We start from the raw sequence: 19,024 nt of genomic DNA, 5'->3' as shown, positions 1-19,024 counted from the left end.
ACAAGAAAAAAATATGTGCGGAATCGCTGGATTTATTGACTTCAACGGAGCTTCTTCAGAGCAGGACCTGGAAGATATGACGCATGCTTTGGAGCATCGGGGACCGGATGGATTCGGTACATTTATCTTGGGAACTTCCGATTACAAAATAGGTTTGGGACACCGAAGGTTGTCCATCCTGGAACTTTCCGGGCTGGGAAAACAACCCATGACCTGGAATGAATTCACCATTGTTTTTAATGGCGAGATTTACAACTTCTCCGAGGTTAAAACCGAGCTTGAAGCATTGGGACATACTTTTTTAGCCGAGTCGGATACCGAAATGATTTTGCACGCATATGGGGAATGGAAAGAAAAATGCCTGGACCGCTTCATCGGGATGTTTTCCTTTGTGATTTATGATTCGAATACAGAAGAACTCTTTATCGCGCGGGATCGTGCCGGAGTAAAGCCATTATTTATTTATCAGCATAACGGATTAGTGCTCTTTGCTTCCGAACTAAAGGCTTTTCATAAACATGCGGATTTCGTCAAAAAGATCAATCCATCTGCTGTTCAGGCTTATTTGCAGTATGGAAGTGTTCCTACTCCACATTGTATTTTCGAATATTGTTCCAAATTGCAACCCGGCCACTATATTCAAACTTCCCTGAAAGACTTCAAATATACTCCGATACAATACTGGAATGTTTACGATTATTACAATAAACCGAAACGGGTCATTTCCCCGGAAGAAGCAAAAAAAGAGACTGAAAATATTTTAAAATCGGCATGTGAATACCGGATGGTTTCGGATGTTCCGGTAGGTGTATTTCTGAGCGGTGGTTACGACAGTACTTGTGTCACTGCCTTGCTTCAAAAAGACCGGACAGAAGCCTTGCGCACCTTCACCATTTCTGTACCGGATATCGGGCTAAACGAAGCTCCGTATGCCAAAGAAATTGCAGACCTGTTACAAACAAATCATACCGAAACGGAATGTACGGCACAAGATGCGATCGACCTGATTGCACAGCTTCCCTATTTCTACGATGAACCGTTTGCCGATTCGAGCGCTATCCCAACAACCCTGGTTTCGAAAATTGCCAAACAGGAAGTTACAGTTGCATTGAGTGCAGATGGTGGAGACGAAGTTTTTGCGGGGTACAACCGGTATGAGATGATCCTCAAATATGGAGAAAAACTGAACAAAATCCCGGAATTTGCGCGAAAGAGCATGGCCGGAGTAATGGATCTCGTATCGGCCGATTCCATTCCCGTATTCAAAAACAAGTACAACTTTGCGCAGCGCTATGAAAAAACCAAATCGATCCTGCGCAATACCAGTGATCAAAATATCATGCTCAGTGTGAGTCAATTATTCACTGAGGATCAGATCAACCAAATCTGTAGAATACCGTTTAAAAAGTTGAGCACTTATTTCGACAGCAAGGAATTGAAAAACTACAGTTCACTTGCTTTTGCGCAAGCAATGGATTATCAAACCTACTTATTGGATGACATCCTTCAAAAGGTGGACCGTGCGTCAATGTCTGTCAGTTTGGAAAGCCGGGAACCTTTATTGGACCACCGGCTTATCGAATACGTCGCTCAATTACCGGATGAACTAAAATTCCGGGATGGTTCCAAAAAATGGCTTCTGAAAGAAATTGTTCATCAATACATTCCTCAAAGGGTGATGGACCGGCCTAAAATGGGATTTGCAATTCCTATTGAATCCTGGTTGAAAAATGAATTACGGGATTTACTTGAAACCTACCTGTCTGAAGAAAAAATTACTGAAACCGGATTCTTTAACTGGAAAGAAATCGAAAAATTAAAACGAAGCTTTTTAGCCGGTCGTAAAGAATTTGGAGTAAAAATATGGTATCTGCTCTCATACCTGATGTGGTATGAAAAATGGGGGAAATAAAAACGAAATAAAACGGGATTATGGAGAATTTGAAGAATACAGCAGTAAAAACTACCATGGAGTTTGACGTTCCTGCACGTGATTTGTGGGACGCCATTACCAATCCTTCACATTTTAAAAAATGGTATTTCCACATACCTCACTTCACCACCACGGTAGGTGAAAGTTTTGACTTTTATGAATCAGAGGCCCGGAAGTACTTGCACCATTGCACAGTACTTGAATTGGAAAAAGGCAGGAAGTTTGTTCACAGCTGGGAGCATCCCGAACAATCGGAGGGTTCATCCATTGTTACCTGGCTTGTAGAACCGATTGATGATCACCATTCCAGGTTAACCTTAATCCACGAAGGAGTCGAGTCTTTTTCAGAAGCAGGACCGGATTTTACTCCTGAAAATTATCAAAAAGGTTGGGATTCCATTATCAAAACCTCTTTACGGAATTATTTGCATCTTATTGAGAAACTTCACTTTTCCATTAATATCAACGCTACGAAAGAGAAAGTGTGGAAAACGTTATGGGACATGGAAAGTTATAAAATCTGGACGGCCCCATTTGGAGAGGGATCATCCTACAAAGGGGATATTGCGCTCAATTCCAGGGTTCACTTTCTGACACCTGAAGGAAACGGGGTGTACAGTGATGTGATCTTCTTTAAGGAACATTCGCTGGTAGTTTTCAGACATGTGGGGAATGTCCGAAATTGTGAAGAGCTGGAAATTGACAATGAAAGCAGGCATTGGACCGGATGTTTTGAAGTTTATCGTCTGGTGGAAATTAACGAAAATACCACCGAGCTGGAAGTGGAAGTGGATGTTACGGATGCACACATCGAATTCATGAAGAAGAAATTTCCGCTTAGCCTGGAAAAAGTAAAAGAATTAAGTGAAAAATAAATCTTTTTTATGAAATCTATCTTGATATTTCTAGCGTTCTCAATGCTTTGGTCATGTAATGGCAATCAAACGAACTCTAAGAAAACAATGGGAACTTTCAAGGATATAACTCCGGAAAAAGAAGAATCTATTGATCCTCGGAAAAAAGCAGAACGCGAACGCGACAGTATCGGACGGCTTAATAAATTTAGCATGTTTAATGTCGTAAAGAACGCACCGGTCATTGATCCGAAAAAGATCGGCAATGCTTTTTTCAACAAACTTGATTTCAACAAGTTGATTGCTTATTCCTATGACGGATCACATGAACAAGTCCTGATTGAAAACTCCTGGACCATTGATAAACAGATCGGTCTGACTCAGAAACAGGCAAATACGATTCTGTCACTGCTTTCACGTAAAAACACCTTTGGCACCTATTCAGCGGGATGTTTTGAACCCAGGCTTGCATTGGTACTTTACAAGGATCATTCTTCCATTGTACAGATTTCAATTTGTATGGATTGCAACAATTTAAACTATGACCCCAAAATAAATGCAATTGATGGCGGACTTTCCGAAAAGGGGCGAAAAGGAATCATTGCCTTTTGTAAAGAACTTAAATTCCCTTACGGAGAATTAAAAAATTAGATGATTAATTAAACTTGAAAATTATGGCAACAGTAAACGCGTATTTAACCTTTAATGGAAATTGCGAAGAAGCATTTCTGTTTTATCAATCGGTTTTTGGAGGAGAATTTCCTTACATCGGGAGATTCAAAGATATGCCACAGGAAGGGGGCAATAAAATGGACCCGGCTCTGGCAGAAAAGATCATGCACGTTTCATTACCGATCAGTAAAGAAACCTGTTTGATGGGAAGCGATACCGGCGGAGAATGGGCTTCCAGCTTCAAAGAAGGAAACAATTTCTCCATCTCAATCAATGCTTCCAGTAAAGAGGAAGCAGATCGCTTGTTTAACGGACTGTCTGCAGGAGGAAACGTAACAATGCCCATGGACACCACTTTCTGGGGAGATTACTTCGGTATGTGGCAAGACAAGTTCGGGATCAACTGGATGATGAGCTTTAACGAGAACCAAAAATAGACTAAAAAGATTGAAGACTTTGTTTGTCTTTTTCTGTCACCTTCTAAATTGAACCGCTGAGCAAATTAATTTGAGCTTATGAGCAAAATAACTTGCTTTAATCTGAGTGATCTTTGCAGTATCAAAATTCTGTTTTTATGAAAAAAGTAATTTTAATCACAGGCGCCTCTTCGGGTATGGGGAAGGTATTTGCTCAGGATTTGGCAAAAGAAGGACACATTGTTTACGGGGCGGCAAGAAGAACGGACTTATTAAATGATTTGAGCAAACAAGGTGTCCAAACCATTTCTTTGGATGTAACGGACGATGAATCCATGAAATTTTGTGTACAAACGATCCTGGAAAAAGAAGGACGGATCGATGTACTGGTAAACAATGCCGGCTATGGTTCTTACGGTACCATCGAAGACGTTTCCATGGAAGAAGCCAAAAGACAATTGGATGTGAATGTATTTGGTTTGGCCCGTATGACTCAGTTGGTACTTCCCGGAATGCGCAAACAAAAAAGCGGAAAGATTATCAACATTTCTTCAATAGGAGGGAAAATCGCAACGCCTTTCGGTGCCTGGTATCACGCAAGCAAATTCGCAGTAGAGGGAATGAGTGATAGTCTGCGCCTGGAAGTTGCACCATTTGGAATCGATGTAGTGGTTATTGAACCCGGAGGTGTTAAATCGGAATGGGCAACAATTGCTTACGAAAACCTGATCAAAACAACTGAGAATACTGCCTACAAAGACATGGCAGATAAATTCAAACAGGCCTTTGAGAAAACCATTGCAAAAAATGCGGAACCACAAGTCATTTCTCGTTTGGTTTCTAAAGCCATTTCTGCTAAAAGACCAAAAACCCGTTATGTCGGAGGATACATGGCGAAACCGGCTTTGTTTTTCCGAAAATGGCTTGGAGACAGAACTATGGATAAAGTATTATTGAGTCAACTCCCCAAGTAATGGCAGATCAATTCCAGGAAAACATGTTGTTCTCATGTGTCCATGAACAGCATTTCGGCACCGAACAATTAGTCGTGCACCATGCATTAAGTATTGTAATATCCGGAACAATGGAAATCTTTACACCGGAAGGGTCGCGTTTCTTTGAAGCGGGTAAAATGGGGATCATGCGTAAAAACACTTTATTGAAAACCCGTAAACACCCCGCTCCGGACGGCCGACCTTTTAAATCGTTCACCATTTTCCTGACGGAAGCATTTTTACAGCAATTCGCTTTACAGAATACTATTCCGGTGCAGGAACGTTTTATGGGTAATTCGCTCTACGAAATCCCGGATGAATCATTCATAAACGGTTTTTTTCAGTCACTTCTTCCTTATTTTGACAAGCCCGATTTCTTTACCTCCAAAATTGCGGCCCTTAAAACTGAAGAAGCGGTTGAGTTACTGCTCCGACTGGACCAAACCTTTTACTGTTTTCTTTTCGATTTCAGTGAACCTTACAAAATCGACCTGGAGGCTTTTATGCTGAAAAATTATTTGTTCAATATCCCCATGGCCGAATTTGCCCGTCTATCCGGCAGAAGCATGTCAACCTTCAAACGTGATTTTTCCAAGATATTCAACGAAACTCCGGAAAGATGGTTGAAACAGCAGCGATTGAATGAAGCAAAAAAACTGCTTCAAACAACCAAACTAAGGCCGTCCGATGTTTACCTCCATGTAGGGTTCGAAAATTTTTCCCATTTTTCGAATGCATTTAAGAATTATTTCGGGTACAACGCCTCAACCGTTTTGAATTCCTGAAAAAAATGTAACTTACCTCAAAAAAACATGAAACTACTTTTCGCTTCGTCCAATGAGCATAAGATCGCCGAGATCAAAGCGATTTTACCACATGGTTTCCAATTAATTTCCCTGAAAGAGATCCATTTTTACGATGACATCCCGGAAACGGCTGATACCATCGAAGGAAACGCCATTCAAAAAGCGACATTTTTAGCTGAAAAAATGCACATTCCATGTTTTGCCGATGACACCGGTTTAATTATTCCTGGTCTGAACGGCGAACCCGGCGTCTTTTCGGCGCGTTATGCCGGCCCGCAACGAAATGCAGATGATAATATGAACCTGGTATTGGAAAAGCTAAACGGGCAATCCGACAGAAGTGCTCATTTTTCCACAGTGATTGCATTGTACATCAATCACAAAGTGCATGTTTTCGAGGGAAAAATCGAAGGTTCGATCGGAAAAGAAAAACGTGGAACCAATGGCTTTGGGTATGATCCGATCTTCACCCCGGAAGGAGCTGATAAAACGTTTGCTGAAATGAGTTCTGATGAAAAAAACGGAATGAGTCATCGTGCGCGGGCCCTAGAAAAAATGATGGTTTATTTGAAGCGGATTGGATAAAGAAAATTCGGGAATTCGGGAATTCGGGTGTTCCCAAAGATACGAACAGAATACAATCTAAAAACCTGATAATGAATTGATTAATTTTTAAAGTTTAACAACTCATTCCCACTGTTGTAAACTCTTCAAAATTAAGCCCCTTATTTATTGATATTCCAATCTTCAACCATTAAATTTGCCACCATCTGTTAAGAATCAATCTTTCCAGTAATAATCAATATAATAATCAAATTATGGCAGATTCAAATTCAACTATTCTGTATACTTTAACTGATGAGGCTCCGGCTTTGGCAACGTATTCTTTTCTACCGATTGTTAAAGCATTTGCTGCAACTGCAGGAATTCATGTAGAATCCAGAGATATTTCACTCGCTGGACGTATCCTGGCTACTTTCCCTGAAGTTTTAACAGCAGAGCAACGAGTCCCCGATGCATTATCGGAATTGGGTAAATTGGCAACAACGCCTGAAGCAAACATTATTAAACTTCCGAATATTTCGGCTTCTATCCCTCAGTTAAAAGATGCAATTGCTGAATTACAATCTTTAGGTTTCAATATTCCGGATTATACCGAAACACCAAGCTCCGAAGAAGAGAAAAATGCCAAAGCGAAATACGATAAAATCAAAGGAAGTGCTGTAAATCCGGTACTGCGTGAAGGAAACTCGGATCGCCGTGCTCCGAGAGCTGTTAAAAATTACGCTAAAAAACATCCTCATTCAATGGGAGCGTGGTCTGCAGACTCACAAACAAAAGTGGCAAGTATGCCAAGCGGTGATTTCTACGGAAGTGAGAAATCCGTTGTTCTTCCCAGCGCAACGGATGTAAAGATCGAATTGGTGCAAAACGACGGTACTACAAAAGTACTGAAGGAAAAAACATCTCTGAAAGCAGGGGAAATCATCGATGCTTCGGTAATGAACCAAAGAGCACTTCGTTCATATATCGCCACGGAGATTGAAGAGGCGAAAGCAAAAAACCTACTGTTGTCGGTGCATTTGAAAGCAACCATGATGAAAGTTTCTGACCCCATCATTTTCGGAAATGTGGTTTCAGTTTATTTCAAAGATGTTTTCGAAAAACATGCTGCTGAGTTTGCCAGTTTAGGAATCAACCCGAATAATGGTTTGGGAGATTTATATGCAAAAATTGAATCACTTCCTGCCGACAAGAAAGCTGCGATCGAAGCAGATATCAACGCTGTTTATGCTAAAAATCCGGCAATTGCTATGGTAAATTCCGAAAAAGGAATTACCAACCTGCATGTACCAAGTGATGTGATTGTTGATGCTTCTGTTCCTGCCGCGATCAGAACTTCGGGTAAAATGTGGAACAAAGACGGACAACTACAAGATACCCTGATGATTATTCCTGACAGATCGTATGCAGGGGTTTATCAAACAGTCCTCGATTTCTGTAAAAAACACGGAGCGTTTGATCCAACAACGATGGGGTCTGTACCTAATGTCGGATTAATGGCACAGGCTGCCGAAGAATACGGATCACATGATAAAACATTTCAGGTCCCGGCAAATGGAAAAGTTCGTGTTGTCGATTCGAACGGGAATGTACTGTTAGAGCATACAGTAGAAGAAGGTGACATCTGGAGAATGTGTCAAACCAAAGACGCTCCGGTTCGTGACTGGGTGAAATTAGCTGTTACGAGAGCGCGTTTGAGCAATACTCCTGCCGTTTTCTGGTTGGATAAAAATCGTGCACACGACGCGGAATTAATTTCAAAAGTAGAATTGTACTTAAAAGATCATGATACATCCGGATTGGATATTCGTATTCTTTCTCCCGATCAGGCAACCCAGTTTACCCTGGAGCGTATCGTAAAAGGATTGGATACCATTTCGGTTAGTGGAAACGTACTGCGCGATTATTTAACAGATTTATTCCCTATCCTGGAAGTCGGCACTTCCGCAAAAATGCTTTCAATCGTTCCTTTAATGAATGGCGGCGGATTGTTTGAAACGGGAGCCGGAGGTTCTGCCCCCAAACATGTTGAGCAATTCCTGGAAGAAGATTACTTGCGCTGGGATTCGCTTGGTGAATTCCTTGCACTGGCAGTTTCTCTTGAACACCTATTTAACACGACCGGAAATGCAAAAGCGAAAGTATTATCCGAAACATTGGATTCCGCGACGGAGAAGTTCTTAGAAAACGATAAATCCCCTGCCCGAAAGGTGGGTGAGATCGATAATCGCGGAAGCCATTTCTTTTTGAGCCTTTATTGGGCACAGGCGCTGGCAGCTCAAAATAACGATGCCGAATTGAAAGCAAAATTCACACCGATCAAAGAAGCACTAACCAATAATGAAAGTAAAATCAATAGTGAACTGATCGGTGCTCAGGGACATCCGGTAAATATTGGAGGCTATTACAAGCCAAATGCTGAATTAACTGCTAAAGCAATGAGACCGAGTGAAACTTTTAATCAAATCATCGATTCCATTTAAAAATCCATTTTTCGATACCATGCAAAAAGGCCTGACAATGTCAGGCCTTTTTTATTCTCACAAATTCAAATAAAGAGTCAAAATTTAGAGCAAAAAAAAGGGGGCTGATGCCCCCGAAATAATCCGAAAATTATTATCTTTTTGATGTTGTACAGTTAGAACCTGTAGATACAGTGATTCCACCAACAGACGCTTTTCCTTCGCACTGTGCTTCAGCATCTTTCTTAGTTTTCCCGTCGATGTTGTAAGTTGTAGTCTCACCATCGTAAGTACAAGAACAAGTCCAGTCTTTTTTACAAGAAGTCAATCCTAAAGTTGCAGCAGCAGCAACGAATAATACAAATTTTTTCATACAAATTAATTGAGATGAAGGTTATAAAAATAAATTAACACCGCGAATATAACTTTTTTTTTTAACCCGGTACTACAAAAACCAAAAAATCAGTTGATTCAATTGATTTTACAGTCGACTCCTCCGACAGAATATTTTGCACACGCAGCTTCGGCTGTTTTCTTTGAAGTGTTTACAGTATAACTTTGCCCGTCCGAGCAGGTACATGTTCTTGACTTCGTACAGGATAGAAGTCCACATAAACAGATTACAAAATAAAAAATTGGCTTCATAAATTGAAGTTAATACTAATTTTGGAAAATCAATTATTCAATTTCCGTCAGTGTGCGTGTTTTAAAGTTAAAAATTGGAGCTCTTGCGTTTCTAATCCTCACCGGCTCATGCCGTTCTATTCAACCTGAAGCACCTGAAAATACCTGGTTGGCAACTGCTCCTCCTGAAATAAATGCGGTTACAAACAGCATTGTGGTCCCAGTGGAAATCAATTTGACCGGATATTTTAAAGATGCAAACAAATCGGTTCCGGATATTACAGCCGGTTCGGACAAACCTTGCAGCGGAATTCGATACGAATACCGGTTCCAAAAGGACTCATTTAATATTTCAACAGTCAACAACCGGTTACTTTCCGAATTGGTTGGCTCTTATTGGATCAAAATGGAATACTGTGCTGCATGTTCCGATTTACTGGTAGCAAAACCCGTTTGCCTCACTCCGCTGGTCCCTTTTTCCTGTGGGATCAATGAAAAAAGACCGTCTTTGAGAATTCGTTTTGAAACGGAACTGAATATCAATGAGAATTATGGTCTGAGCACCAGTACCGGAATCAACGAATTAAAAGCTTTGAATCCGTGTGAAGTAACTCTTTTCAGATTTGATGCAACAGAAGAAGTCATCCGGGAAGTACGTAAAACATTGGAGAAACAATGCATAGCAACCGATAAACAATTGGCGCGTATTTCGTTCCGGAAAGATGCGGATGATTTGTGGAAAAACATGAATCAGTCAGTTAAAATCCCATACCTCGGATACATTCATTTTGAGCCTGTTTCGCTTTCATTGGTAAAGCCCCGTCTTGCAAACAATCGATTATTTACAACACTGGTGCTGAATTGCAAAACTTATCTGAATCAAAATCCGGCCAAAAAGGAATTGGGTGAACTTCCCGGATTGAATACGATTCCGAGTGCCCCAAAAGATACTTTCGATCTGTTTACCGATTTTGAATTAGATTACGATTCGATTTCTCAATTGTTTACCGAGCAAGTAAAGGGTAAGACCATTGATTTCAATAAGAATCACTTTGAGTTTGAAGCTGTAAAGGTGAGTGGATTGGATAAAAACAGGTTGTTGCTTGCCATTTCTTTCAGCGGAACAAAAAGAGGCATTTTATACCTTCAGGGAATTCCGTATTTTGACAACCACACCAAGATCCTGGAACTCAGTAAACTTGAATTCGATTTAAAAACAAAAAGTGTTTTGCTCAAAAGTGCCAAATGGCTTTTTTCAAACCGGATTTATTCCGAACTTGAAAAAGCAACAAAACTGGATCTCTCTGCACAGTTTAATGAACTAAAAAAAACGATCGACAAGAACCTCCAACGAAAAATCGGTGACCTCATACTACAAGGAAAAACACATGATGTCAGTGTAGTTCATATCTTCCCTACCGTTGATCATTTATACCTCCGTACGTGTCTGAAAGCGCAATTGAATGTTAAACAATAACCAAAGAATACAGTTAATACGCTCATTCAATCCATTCAGGAAATAGGAAAAATGCTTTTTTTCGAAGTTGATGAAAACACTATCTTTGCACCCAATGAAATACACTCTCCTAATATTTCTTCATTTTATTCTTTTTACAAGCGTATTTGGACAACAAATTCTTGAAAGTTCAGATGCGATATCTGACTGCACCGGGGCCACAACGGTTCTTAAAACAGGAGCTTACCGCATGCAGTTTTCAGGAAAAGGAGGGAAAGTGAATGATTTCCAGGCTTATGGATCATTGAACAATCTGGAAGAAAAAAACAGCTTGTTTTGCTCATTTAAAGCATCCTATAATGGCAGATTTACTTTAAGTGCATCCTGTACTCAACTCCTTCAAATGGTGATCTTTGAAGGAGAAACCAAATACCCGTGCGAAGAAATCTCCAAAGGTTCTGCTGAAATCAGAAGAATTATTTCAAAACCTTCACATGAATTAGGACTAAACCTGGTCGTTTCGGAAAACACCCTGTATCCTATCGATTTGGTTGCCGGAAAAGAAATTATTATTTGTTTTCTTGCACCTCCTAAAACAAAAGAATTTTTGGAAGTCAATTTTGTTTTTGAACCCATAACAGGCGAAATGCAGGAAACTGCTGAGGGTGGGAAATTACTGGATTTGAGAACTGACAAAAGTGAATCGGGATTATCCATTCTGGTACGCGATTACGAAACGGGAAAACCGGTTATTGCCAATATTACCATCACGGGAATCAAAGGGATTACAGCCGCCTATCAGGGTTCCGATTTTCGGTTCTCCATTGATCGGTCAGGAAAAGTCCAATTAAAAATCGATGCAGAAGGCTATTTCTTTGTTGACCGGGAAGAACCGGTATCAGCCAACACTGAGACTGAAATTGTGGTTTGGATCGAACCGCTGGGAGAAGGAAAAAGCATGCAAATCGACGAGATCGAATTTTTCCCCGGATCTTCCGAATTTCTGCAAAGCGCCGAACCTAAATTAAGACGATTAAAGGATTTTCTGGCACTCAATGCCGGAATAAAAGTGGAGATTCAGGGACATGTACACTCTAATGGTGAAAACACCTTTGAGGCACAAAAACTTTCTGAAGCACGTGCAAAGCGGGTATATCATTACCTGATTGAAAATGGGATTGATAAAAACCGCTTAACGACTGTCGGTTACGGAAATACCATGCCGATCTTCCCCAATGCAAAATTCGCGTCCGAAGAGCAAAGTAACCGCAGAGTAGAGATTAAAGTATTGTAAATTGAAAATGCAAAATGGAGAATTGAAAAATAAGAAGAAAACTTTTCAATTCTCCGTTTTCAATTATTTAATGCCTTTTAACAGCTCTTCATCCACCAGTTCAGGAATTGTTACCTTTAATTTCGGCTCTGCCTCCATAGCCCGTTTAATGGCGAAAATAGCACCTTCGTTTCGAGCCCAGTTTCTGCGCGCAATTCCATTATTGACATCCCAATGAAGCATCGATTTCAATCTGCGATCTGCGTCGGAAGAACCGTCCAGCAGCATTCCGAAACCGCCATTAATCACTTCTCCCCAACCTACTCCGCCACCATTGTGAATGGAAACCCAGGTTGCTCCGCGGAAAGAATCTCCGATGACATTCTGAATCGCCATATCTGCCGTGAAACGCGACCCATCATAAATATTGGATGTTTCGCGATAAGGAGAATCTGTACCGGAAACATCGTGATGGTCACGTCCAAGCACTACAGGTCCGATAATTCCTTTTGAAATTGCTTCATTAAAGGCAGCCGCAATCTTCATTCTTCCTTCTGCATCAGCATAAAGGATTCGTGCCTGGGAACCAACAACCAACTTATTTTCCTGGGCACCTTTGATCCATTGAATATTATCTGCCATTTGCTGTTGGATTTCCTCCGGGCTTCGCTGTTTCATTTCTTCCAGAACAGCACAGGCAATTGCATCTGTTTTTTCCAGGTCCTCGGGTTTTCCGGAAGTACAAACCCATCGGAAAGGGCCAAAGCCATAATCGAAACACATCGGGCCCATAATATCCTGAACGTAGGAAGGGTATTTAAAATCAATCCCGTTGGCTGCCATCACATCTGCCCCGGCACGTGATGCTTCCAATAAGAAGGCATTTCCGTAATCAAAAAAGTAAGTTCCTTTCGCAGTATGCGCATTGATTGCATCTGCATGTCTTACAAGTGTCTGCTGAACTTTCGATCTAAACTCTTCCGGATCGGAAGCCATTAGTTTGTTTGCTGTCTCGAAATCAATTCCGACAGGATAATAACCACCCGCCCATGGATTATGAAGCGACGTCTGATCAGATCCTAGGTCAATATGCAGGTTTTCTTTATCAAATTTCTCCCAAACATCCACCACATTCCCCAAGTAAGCGATGGATACCGCCTCTTGTCCGGATTGTGCCTCGCGAACGCGCTTTACCAATTCGTCCAGGTTACCAAATACCTCGTTTACCCACCCCTGTTCATGACGGATACGTGTAATTTTTGGATTCACCTCTGCACAGACTGTCACACAACCTGCAATAGTTCCTGCTTTCGGCTGCGCACCGCTCATTCCTCCTAAACCGGAAGTAACAAAAAGAGAACCCCTCGGATCCTTTTTAATTTTACGGAAACCGTTCAAAACAGTAATTGTCGTTCCATGAACAATTCCCTGTGGCCCGATATACATATAAGATCCGGCCGTCATTTGTCCGTATTGCGTAACACCCAATGCGTTAAACTTTTCCCAATCATCCGGTTTGGAATAATTCGGTATCATCATTCCATTGGTTACGACAACTCTTGGAGCATCTTTATGCGACGGAAAAAGTCCGAGCGGGTGCCCGGAATACATCACCAAAGTCTGATCATCCTCCATTTCGGACAAATACTTCATTGTTAACCGATACTGGATCCAGTTCTGAAAAACGGCCCCATTTCCACCGTATGTAATCAATTCGTGGGGGTGCTGAGCAACTGCATAATCCAGGTTATTCTGGATCATCAGCATAATAGCTTTCGCTTGTAAAGATTTCCCGGGATAATCATTAATCGGACGGGCATACATTTTATAATCCGGTCTGAACCGATACATGTAGATTCGTCCATGTTTCTCCAACTCATCGGAAAATTCTTGTGCAAGTTCTGCATGCTGGTCTTTCGGGAAATAACGCAATGCATTTTTTAATGCCAATATTTTTTCCTCCGGTGAAAGGATTTCCTTCCGCTTAGGCGCATGATTAATCGCTGTTTCGTATGCTTTCTTTGCAGGAAGTGTAGCCGGGATCCCAGTTGTGATATCGTCTTGAAATTCGTTCAAATTCATAAAGTATCGCTTAGGCTGCGAAATTAAGAAGAAAAAGCGTAGCTTTTGAAGACTAAATTATGATCCGTCAGCTGACGGGTTAGTGCGAAAATAATTTAGGAGAAGCATTGTTTCTGATAATAATCAGCCGTGGCTGATGAAGACTGTGCAAAGCAATGGCAGATTGCTTTAAGCGAAGAACAAAGTGTTAGTGTGGTTCAACGAAGGAAAATTTAGTAAAAAACCACTCCTTTGAAGCCCAAATCAGGAAGGTTATTAATCAGTTCTGGATAAAAACAGTAACGGGCTGTCCATGTATGATGAACAGCCCGTTATAGAATAGATCAATTATCTGTTATTTAATCAAATTTATTAGTCCATTCCAGACATATTTCTTATCGGATATCAATTCCCTTGTACGAATAATCCATGTATAGGCCCCCTGTGGCACAGGTTCGCCATTATAAGTTCCGTCCCATGATGCATTGATGTCATGTGATTCCCAAATAACTTCACCCCATCGGTTAAAAATCTGCAAGTCAAAATCAAATTCATCTACCCCCTCAATGTATACTCTCCAGGTTTGATTGAATTCATCGCCATCAGGAGTAAATGTATTCGGAGCATAGATAATCACCTCAGGCAGGATAACAACTTCTTTCGTGATCGTATCTGCGCAACCCAGGTATGATTTAGCAATTAAAGTAACGTAATATGTTCCTGTTTGTCCATCCGGATAAAGTACTGTTTGATCCTCATATGTGGATGAGTTCGGCGTTGCTCCGGGAAAACTCCACTCATAAGTGTTTGCGTATAACGCATATTGGGTAAATAATACTTGCGTATTAAACATGGTAATCGGATCAGGACTCCATTTGAAATCTGCCACCGGAGTCTGCATAACTGTCAGGTAGTTCACCCAAGTTGTCGAATCGATACATCCGTCAGGAGAAGTTACGATCAACTGTACATCGTAAGTTCCATTCCAAGTGGAAGAGGTGCTTAATGAATCGACGTCCAAAAATTCATCTCCGTTACTGATTCTCCATATAGTACTTGCAGACATGTTCGGATCGGTTGCATTCTCCAATACAAATACAGCAGGTTCACATTTGGTTGATGAATCCACCGTAATTTGCGGCACAGGAACCGGATACGCATTGATAATTCCGGATATCGTTACCGGTGTTGTCTCACACACATCATCAATGGTAACACTGTAAGTGGTTGTTGCCAATGGGGAGTCATGCATTGTACTTTGAGTTCCGACATCCGTTTGCCCGGTAGACCATGTAATGGTATAAGGCGCACCGATTCCACCCGAAGCATACACTGTCAATGAATCCTCGTATCCCGGACAAGTAAACGCGTCTGCAGACATTACAGCAGAAAGGACCGGATTCATCATCACATAGATCGAATCTCTGTTAGACCAGCACCCTAAATTGCTTTCAGCCTGAACCGGATAATACGTATTTACCAATGGGCTCACCTGGGTCATTGCCGTCAGTGCCGGACTATGATCCCAATGATAGGAATAGCTTGCACCTCCTGTAGCAGAAGCCCAAATTGATGCTGTACCGTTTTGACAAATAACTGTGTCGTTCGAGACTGTCATTACTATTGCAGATGGATTAGTCAAAGTTGCAGTTGCACATTTCTGACATCCTAATGTGTTTCTTGCACACACATTGTAAGTTCCTGCTGCAAAACCTCCCAGGGTATTGGATGTTTGCCAGGTTACTCCATTATCGAAACTGTATTCACTTGCACCGGCACTTGTAATCGTAATGGTCCCATCACTTGAACCATAACAAATCGGATCTGTTGTGGTCGTAGCAATTTGTAATTGTGAAACCGTGACTACAACCGTATCCCTGATAATCCCGCAAATGCTACTTGTCTCTCTCAAAACAAACTTATAAACTCCCGGTTGATTTACCGTCACATTCGGATTCATGGAACTAAAGTTCGGAGAGAAAGAAGCCGTTGCAGGCGGTGTCATACCAGGCGGAACAATAGCTTGCCAATTGGCAGTATTCGTAGGACTCCCTACACTTCCTGTCAGATGAATAACTTGCCCGAGACAAACCGTTTGATCCGGCCCCGCATTGGGTGCAGGGGGATTCACTACTGTAATTGTAAAGGTTGCTGTATCCTGAATAAGTGGATTACTACCAACGTCTGTTACCGCTACAGAATAAGTCGTAGTAACAGTAGGATTCACGGTTGTGGTTCCTGCTGTAGGATTAGCTACTCCTGTTGTTACCAACCAATTAAACGTCGGATTGGTGTATCCTGGAGTTGCAATGGTTACGGAAGCTGAGTTGCCTAAACAAATGGTTTGATCCGCTGCAGAAACACCACAAACAACCTGAGCGGAACCGAAGAAGTTCAAATTCACGTTTTGGTTCGTGAAACTATAATTTGACAAACACAAAATGAATGTTTGTCCTGCTGTTACCGTCAATGGCGGCTGGTAACTTGTACTGGAAGCTCCCGGAGGATAATTTGCCGGTGTAGACATTCCCGTATTTCCGTTACACATCCCATTCCAGTTACACGCAACAGGAGATAAGGTATTTCCATTAATTCCCGCACAACCATCCGTAGAACTTGTTGGGCTATCCTCCCACATAATCCAGTCAAAACAACCCGAACCGGAAGGCGTTCCACTTGCGTTCAATCCGATCAAAGACCATTGCAATGTTCCGGAAGTAACCACATTAATTGTAATGAATGTTGAAACTGTTTCTCCCGATAACAAACATCCGCTGTTTACTCCCTGAGGGTTTGAACTTGGATTAGAAATGGTTCCCGTACCAAAATCAGGTGTATTATAAGATGGCTGTGTACCAACTATTGGAAATTGAGGTGAAGAGCAACCCGAAACGGCCAGGTTGCAGTTTACCGGTAATTGTTGAGCCCAAACTCCAAATGAACAAAACAATGCTAAAGAATATAAAAGTGCTTTCATTGGAATTAGTTTTCAGGACAATTAGTAAATGGATAAGGATTAATCGGATCTACTCCTTGTAAACCAATTTGAAGACAGCTGTAAGATGAAGAATAGGTTCCCATCCAAGACGCAAATTCAGTTGCCGTAAACGAACTGATATCTCTGGTAATCAAGAATAATCTGTGAGTTGGAACATCAACGCGAACTACCTGTACATAAGGTATGGTGCGCAATTGGTTTTCCAATGTTGTTAAATCATTTTGATTACTCACATTAACCATACATTGAGCAAAAAAAGTAGGAGTATTCGTTTGAGAAGCAGTATTTTGGGCGTTTACCCAAAAAGTTCCCATTGCAAAAACTAAACCTAGTAATAAATTCTTCATAATTAGTACTTTGATTTCTAAACGATTTAAAAACAATTTGGTTGCTTTCAATTCATAAAAACATACTGCTTTTAAACATTTTGTTAAAAATTAATTCATTCTAAAAAAACCAACTGTAATTTTCACTTTACGAACTAATTTTTCAAGCATTTTTAATTTCCGGTGATAAGGTAAGAAACTTTTATTATTAACTGCAAATCAAATCATTAAACACACAACCAAAAAAAGGGAGCCGAAGCTCCCTTTTACGATTATTTTACTTAAAATTCTATTTTATAAGAACCGGAAGTTTTTTCCCGGATAGTAAGCAGTTTCTCCCAATTCTTCTTCAATTCTTAACAATTGATTGTATTTGGCCATACGGTCACTTCTGGAAGCAGAACCCGTTTTAATTTGTCCGCAATTCAAAGCAACAGCCAGATCAGCAATCGTATTATCTTCAGTTTCACCACTTCTATGCGACATCACAGAAGTATAGCTGTTTCTGGTTGCCATTTGAACCGCTTCGATAGTTTCGCTCAATGAACCGATCTGGTTTACTTTCACCAAAATGGAATTGGCAATTCCCTGTTCAATTCCTTGTGATAAACGTTTCGTATTGGTAACAAATAAATCATCTCCGACTAATTGAACCTTATTTCCCAATTTATCCGTAGCTTCTTTCCAACCAGCCCAATCATCTTCAGCCAATCCGTCCTCAATGGACACGATCGGGTATTTTTTACACCAATCCGCCCAAAAGTCAACCATTTGGGAAGAGGTCATGGAATCTCCTGTTGATTCAAATAAATACAACCCTTTTTCCGCATTGTAAAACTCAGAAGACGCGGCATCTAAAGCAACATAGACATCATACCCGGGTTTAAATCCTGCTTTTTCAATTGCCTGCAGCACTACCTGGATTGCTTCTTCATTGGACCCAAGGTTCGGTGCAAATCCACCTTCATCTCCCACATTGGTAGACATTCCTTTGTCCTTCAGAACCGATTTCAAATGGTGAAAAATTTCTGTTCCCCAGCGCAATCCTTCTGAAAAAGAAGAAGCTCCGAATGGCATCACCATAAACTCCTGGATATCGATCAGGTTATCTGCATGGGAACCGCCATTTAAAATATTCATCATCGGGACCGGCATGGTGGTCGCACCAACACCGCCAACGTATTTAAACAGGCTCAACCCAGCTTCCTGAGCCGCAGCTTTAGCAACTGCCAAAGAAGTCCCCAGGATCGCATTTGCCCCCAATTTCGATTTGTTCGGTGTACCATCCAATTCCAACAAAACACGGTCAACCAGCTTTTGATCGAAAATGTCCATTCCGATCAGCTCTTCTGCAATAATTGAATTTACATTTTCAACTGCTTTTAAAACCCCCTTTCCAAGGTAAACGGATTTATCGCCATCCCGTAATTCAACCGCTTCATGAACTCCCGTGGAAGCCCCGGATGGAACCGCAGCTCTTCCCACAGCGCCATTTGTTGTATAAACATCCACCTCTACAGTCGGATTACCTCTTGAATCTAAAACTTGTCTTCCGACAATGCGTGCGATATAAGTCATGCTCTT

At 41.2% G+C, this 19,024-nt stretch carries 16 protein-coding genes; 10 read left to right on the top strand and 6 right to left on the bottom strand.

What is annotated here, in order from left to right; translation table 11 throughout:
• The first annotated feature begins 13 nt into the window (after positions 1 to 13).
• The 8 genes from asnB to FO442_RS17545 all read left to right on the top strand — a co-directional run bounded on the left by asnB (position 14) and on the right by FO442_RS17545 (position 8,723).
• The gene (gene asnB, locus FO442_RS17580) at positions 14 to 1,912 is read left to right on the top strand and encodes an asparagine synthase (glutamine-hydrolyzing) (RefSeq protein WP_144334524.1); all 1,899 of its coding nucleotides are present in this window, start codon (positions 14 to 16) and stop codon (positions 1,910 to 1,912) included.
• A 20-nt stretch (positions 1,913 to 1,932) separates the two neighbouring features.
• A complete protein-coding gene (locus FO442_RS17575) occupies positions 1,933 to 2,808 on the top strand; it encodes an SRPBCC family protein (RefSeq protein ID WP_144334523.1) in 876 nt (291 codons plus the stop codon).
• A gap of 87 nt (positions 2,809 to 2,895) precedes the next feature.
• Positions 2,896 to 3,438: a hypothetical protein gene (locus tag FO442_RS17570; protein ID WP_144334522.1), complete on the top strand. Its 543-nt coding sequence runs from the start codon at positions 2,896 to 2,898 to the stop codon at positions 3,436 to 3,438.
• A 23-nt stretch (positions 3,439 to 3,461) separates the two neighbouring features.
• Positions 3,462 to 3,896: a VOC family protein gene (locus FO442_RS17565; protein ID WP_144334521.1), complete on the top strand. Its 435-nt coding sequence runs from the start codon at positions 3,462 to 3,464 to the stop codon at positions 3,894 to 3,896.
• 137 nt (positions 3,897 to 4,033) lie between these two features.
• A complete protein-coding gene (locus FO442_RS17560) occupies positions 4,034 to 4,849 on the top strand; it encodes an oxidoreductase (RefSeq protein ID WP_144334520.1) in 816 nt (271 codons plus the stop codon).
• The gene (locus tag FO442_RS17555; protein WP_144334519.1) at positions 4,849 to 5,655 is read left to right on the top strand and encodes a helix-turn-helix domain-containing protein; all 807 of its coding nucleotides are present in this window, start codon (positions 4,849 to 4,851) and stop codon (positions 5,653 to 5,655) included. Before FO442_RS17560 ends, FO442_RS17555 begins: the two co-directional genes overlap by 1 nt.
• Before the next feature lie 27 nt (positions 5,656 to 5,682).
• Positions 5,683 to 6,261 (top strand): RdgB/HAM1 family non-canonical purine NTP pyrophosphatase, encoded by a 579-nt coding sequence (gene rdgB, locus FO442_RS17550; RefSeq protein WP_144334518.1) that lies wholly within the window; start codon positions 5,683 to 5,685, stop codon positions 6,259 to 6,261.
• 233 nt (positions 6,262 to 6,494) lie between these two features.
• A complete protein-coding gene (locus FO442_RS17545) occupies positions 6,495 to 8,723 on the top strand; it encodes an NADP-dependent isocitrate dehydrogenase (RefSeq protein WP_144334517.1) in 2,229 nt (742 codons plus the stop codon).
• 133 nt (positions 8,724 to 8,856) lie between these two features.
• Here the strand turns inward: FO442_RS17545 and FO442_RS17540 are convergent, their stop codons facing one another.
• Together FO442_RS17540 and FO442_RS18780 are read right to left on the bottom strand one after the other, a co-directional pair.
• Positions 8,857 to 9,075 (bottom strand): hypothetical protein, encoded by a 219-nt coding sequence (locus FO442_RS17540; RefSeq protein ID WP_144334516.1) that lies wholly within the window; start codon positions 9,073 to 9,075, stop codon positions 8,857 to 8,859.
• A gap of 98 nt (positions 9,076 to 9,173) precedes the next feature.
• Positions 9,174 to 9,347 carry a hypothetical protein gene (locus FO442_RS18780; protein ID WP_186280232.1) on the bottom strand — a complete coding sequence of 58 codons (174 nt, stop codon included), beginning with the start codon at positions 9,345 to 9,347 and terminating at the stop codon, positions 9,174 to 9,176.
• A gap of 52 nt (positions 9,348 to 9,399) precedes the next feature.
• Between FO442_RS18780 and FO442_RS17535 the strand changes: the two genes are divergently transcribed.
• Together FO442_RS17535 and FO442_RS17530 are read left to right on the top strand one after the other, a co-directional pair.
• The gene (locus FO442_RS17535; protein WP_186280230.1) at positions 9,400 to 10,803 is read left to right on the top strand and encodes a DUF4403 family protein; all 1,404 of its coding nucleotides are present in this window, start codon (positions 9,400 to 9,402) and stop codon (positions 10,801 to 10,803) included.
• Positions 10,804 to 10,897: 94 nt separating this feature from the next.
• A complete protein-coding gene (locus FO442_RS17530) occupies positions 10,898 to 12,076 on the top strand; it encodes an OmpA family protein (RefSeq protein ID WP_186280228.1) in 1,179 nt (392 codons plus the stop codon).
• A 63-nt stretch (positions 12,077 to 12,139) separates the two neighbouring features.
• On the opposite strand, the gene FO442_RS17525 is transcribed toward FO442_RS17530, so the two are convergent.
• From FO442_RS17525 to eno, 4 genes are all read right to left on the bottom strand, one after another.
• A complete protein-coding gene (locus tag FO442_RS17525; RefSeq protein WP_144334513.1) occupies positions 12,140 to 14,137 on the bottom strand; it encodes a urocanate hydratase in 1,998 nt (665 codons plus the stop codon).
• Positions 14,138 to 14,471: 334 nt separating this feature from the next.
• Positions 14,472 to 17,093, bottom strand: a complete 2,622-nt coding sequence (locus FO442_RS17520) for a T9SS type B sorting domain-containing protein (protein WP_144334512.1) — start codon at positions 17,091 to 17,093, stop codon at positions 14,472 to 14,474.
• Between the two features lie 5 nt (positions 17,094 to 17,098).
• The gene (locus FO442_RS17515; protein WP_144334511.1) at positions 17,099 to 17,461 is read right to left on the bottom strand and encodes a hypothetical protein; all 363 of its coding nucleotides are present in this window, start codon (positions 17,459 to 17,461) and stop codon (positions 17,099 to 17,101) included.
• A 273-nt stretch (positions 17,462 to 17,734) separates the two neighbouring features.
• Complete coding sequence (gene eno / locus FO442_RS17510) at positions 17,735 to 19,018, bottom strand: phosphopyruvate hydratase (RefSeq protein WP_144334510.1); 1,284 nt, start codon at positions 19,016 to 19,018, stop codon at positions 17,735 to 17,737.
• Positions 19,019 to 19,024 lie beyond the last annotated feature (6 nt).

The organism is Fluviicola chungangensis, assembly GCF_007558725.1.
GTDB classification, from domain to species: domain Bacteria; phylum Bacteroidota; class Bacteroidia; order Flavobacteriales_D; family Crocinitomicaceae; genus Fluviicola; species Fluviicola chungangensis.
This window is presented reverse-complemented; position numbering and strand designations above follow the sequence as displayed.

Bases quoted from the DNA above. Each gene is read 5' to 3' on its own strand.
- FO442_RS17560 (WP_144334520.1), top strand. From the start codon at position 4,034: ATGAAAAAAGTAATTTTAATCACAGGCGCCTCTTCGGGTATGGGGAAG.
- FO442_RS18780 (WP_186280232.1), bottom strand. From the start codon at position 9,347: ATGAAGCCAATTTTTTATTTTGTAATCTGTTTATGTGGACTTCTATCC.
- asnB (WP_144334524.1), top strand. From the start codon at position 14: ATGTGCGGAATCGCTGGATTTATTGACTTCAACGGAGCTTCTTCAGAG.
- FO442_RS17555 (WP_144334519.1), top strand. From the start codon at position 4,849: ATGGCAGATCAATTCCAGGAAAACATGTTGTTCTCATGTGTCCATGAA.
- FO442_RS17530 (WP_186280228.1), top strand. From the start codon at position 10,898: ATGAAATACACTCTCCTAATATTTCTTCATTTTATTCTTTTTACAAGC.
- FO442_RS17515 (WP_144334511.1), bottom strand. From the start codon at position 17,461: ATGAAGAATTTATTACTAGGTTTAGTTTTTGCAATGGGAACTTTTTGG.
- FO442_RS17565 (WP_144334521.1), top strand. From the start codon at position 3,462: ATGGCAACAGTAAACGCGTATTTAACCTTTAATGGAAATTGCGAAGAA.
- FO442_RS17525 (WP_144334513.1), bottom strand. From the start codon at position 14,137: ATGAATTTGAACGAATTTCAAGACGATATCACAACTGGGATCCCGGCT.
- FO442_RS17570 (WP_144334522.1), top strand. From the start codon at position 2,896: ATGGGAACTTTCAAGGATATAACTCCGGAAAAAGAAGAATCTATTGAT.
- FO442_RS17545 (WP_144334517.1), top strand. From the start codon at position 6,495: ATGGCAGATTCAAATTCAACTATTCTGTATACTTTAACTGATGAGGCT.
- FO442_RS17575 (WP_144334523.1), top strand. From the start codon at position 1,933: ATGGAGAATTTGAAGAATACAGCAGTAAAAACTACCATGGAGTTTGAC.
- FO442_RS17540 (WP_144334516.1), bottom strand. From the start codon at position 9,075: ATGAAAAAATTTGTATTATTCGTTGCTGCTGCTGCAACTTTAGGATTG.
- rdgB (WP_144334518.1), top strand. From the start codon at position 5,683: ATGAAACTACTTTTCGCTTCGTCCAATGAGCATAAGATCGCCGAGATC.
- FO442_RS17520 (WP_144334512.1), bottom strand. From the start codon at position 17,093: ATGAAAGCACTTTTATATTCTTTAGCATTGTTTTGTTCATTTGGAGTT.
- eno (WP_144334510.1), bottom strand. From the start codon at position 19,018: ATGACTTATATCGCACGCATTGTCGGAAGACAAGTTTTAGATTCAAGA.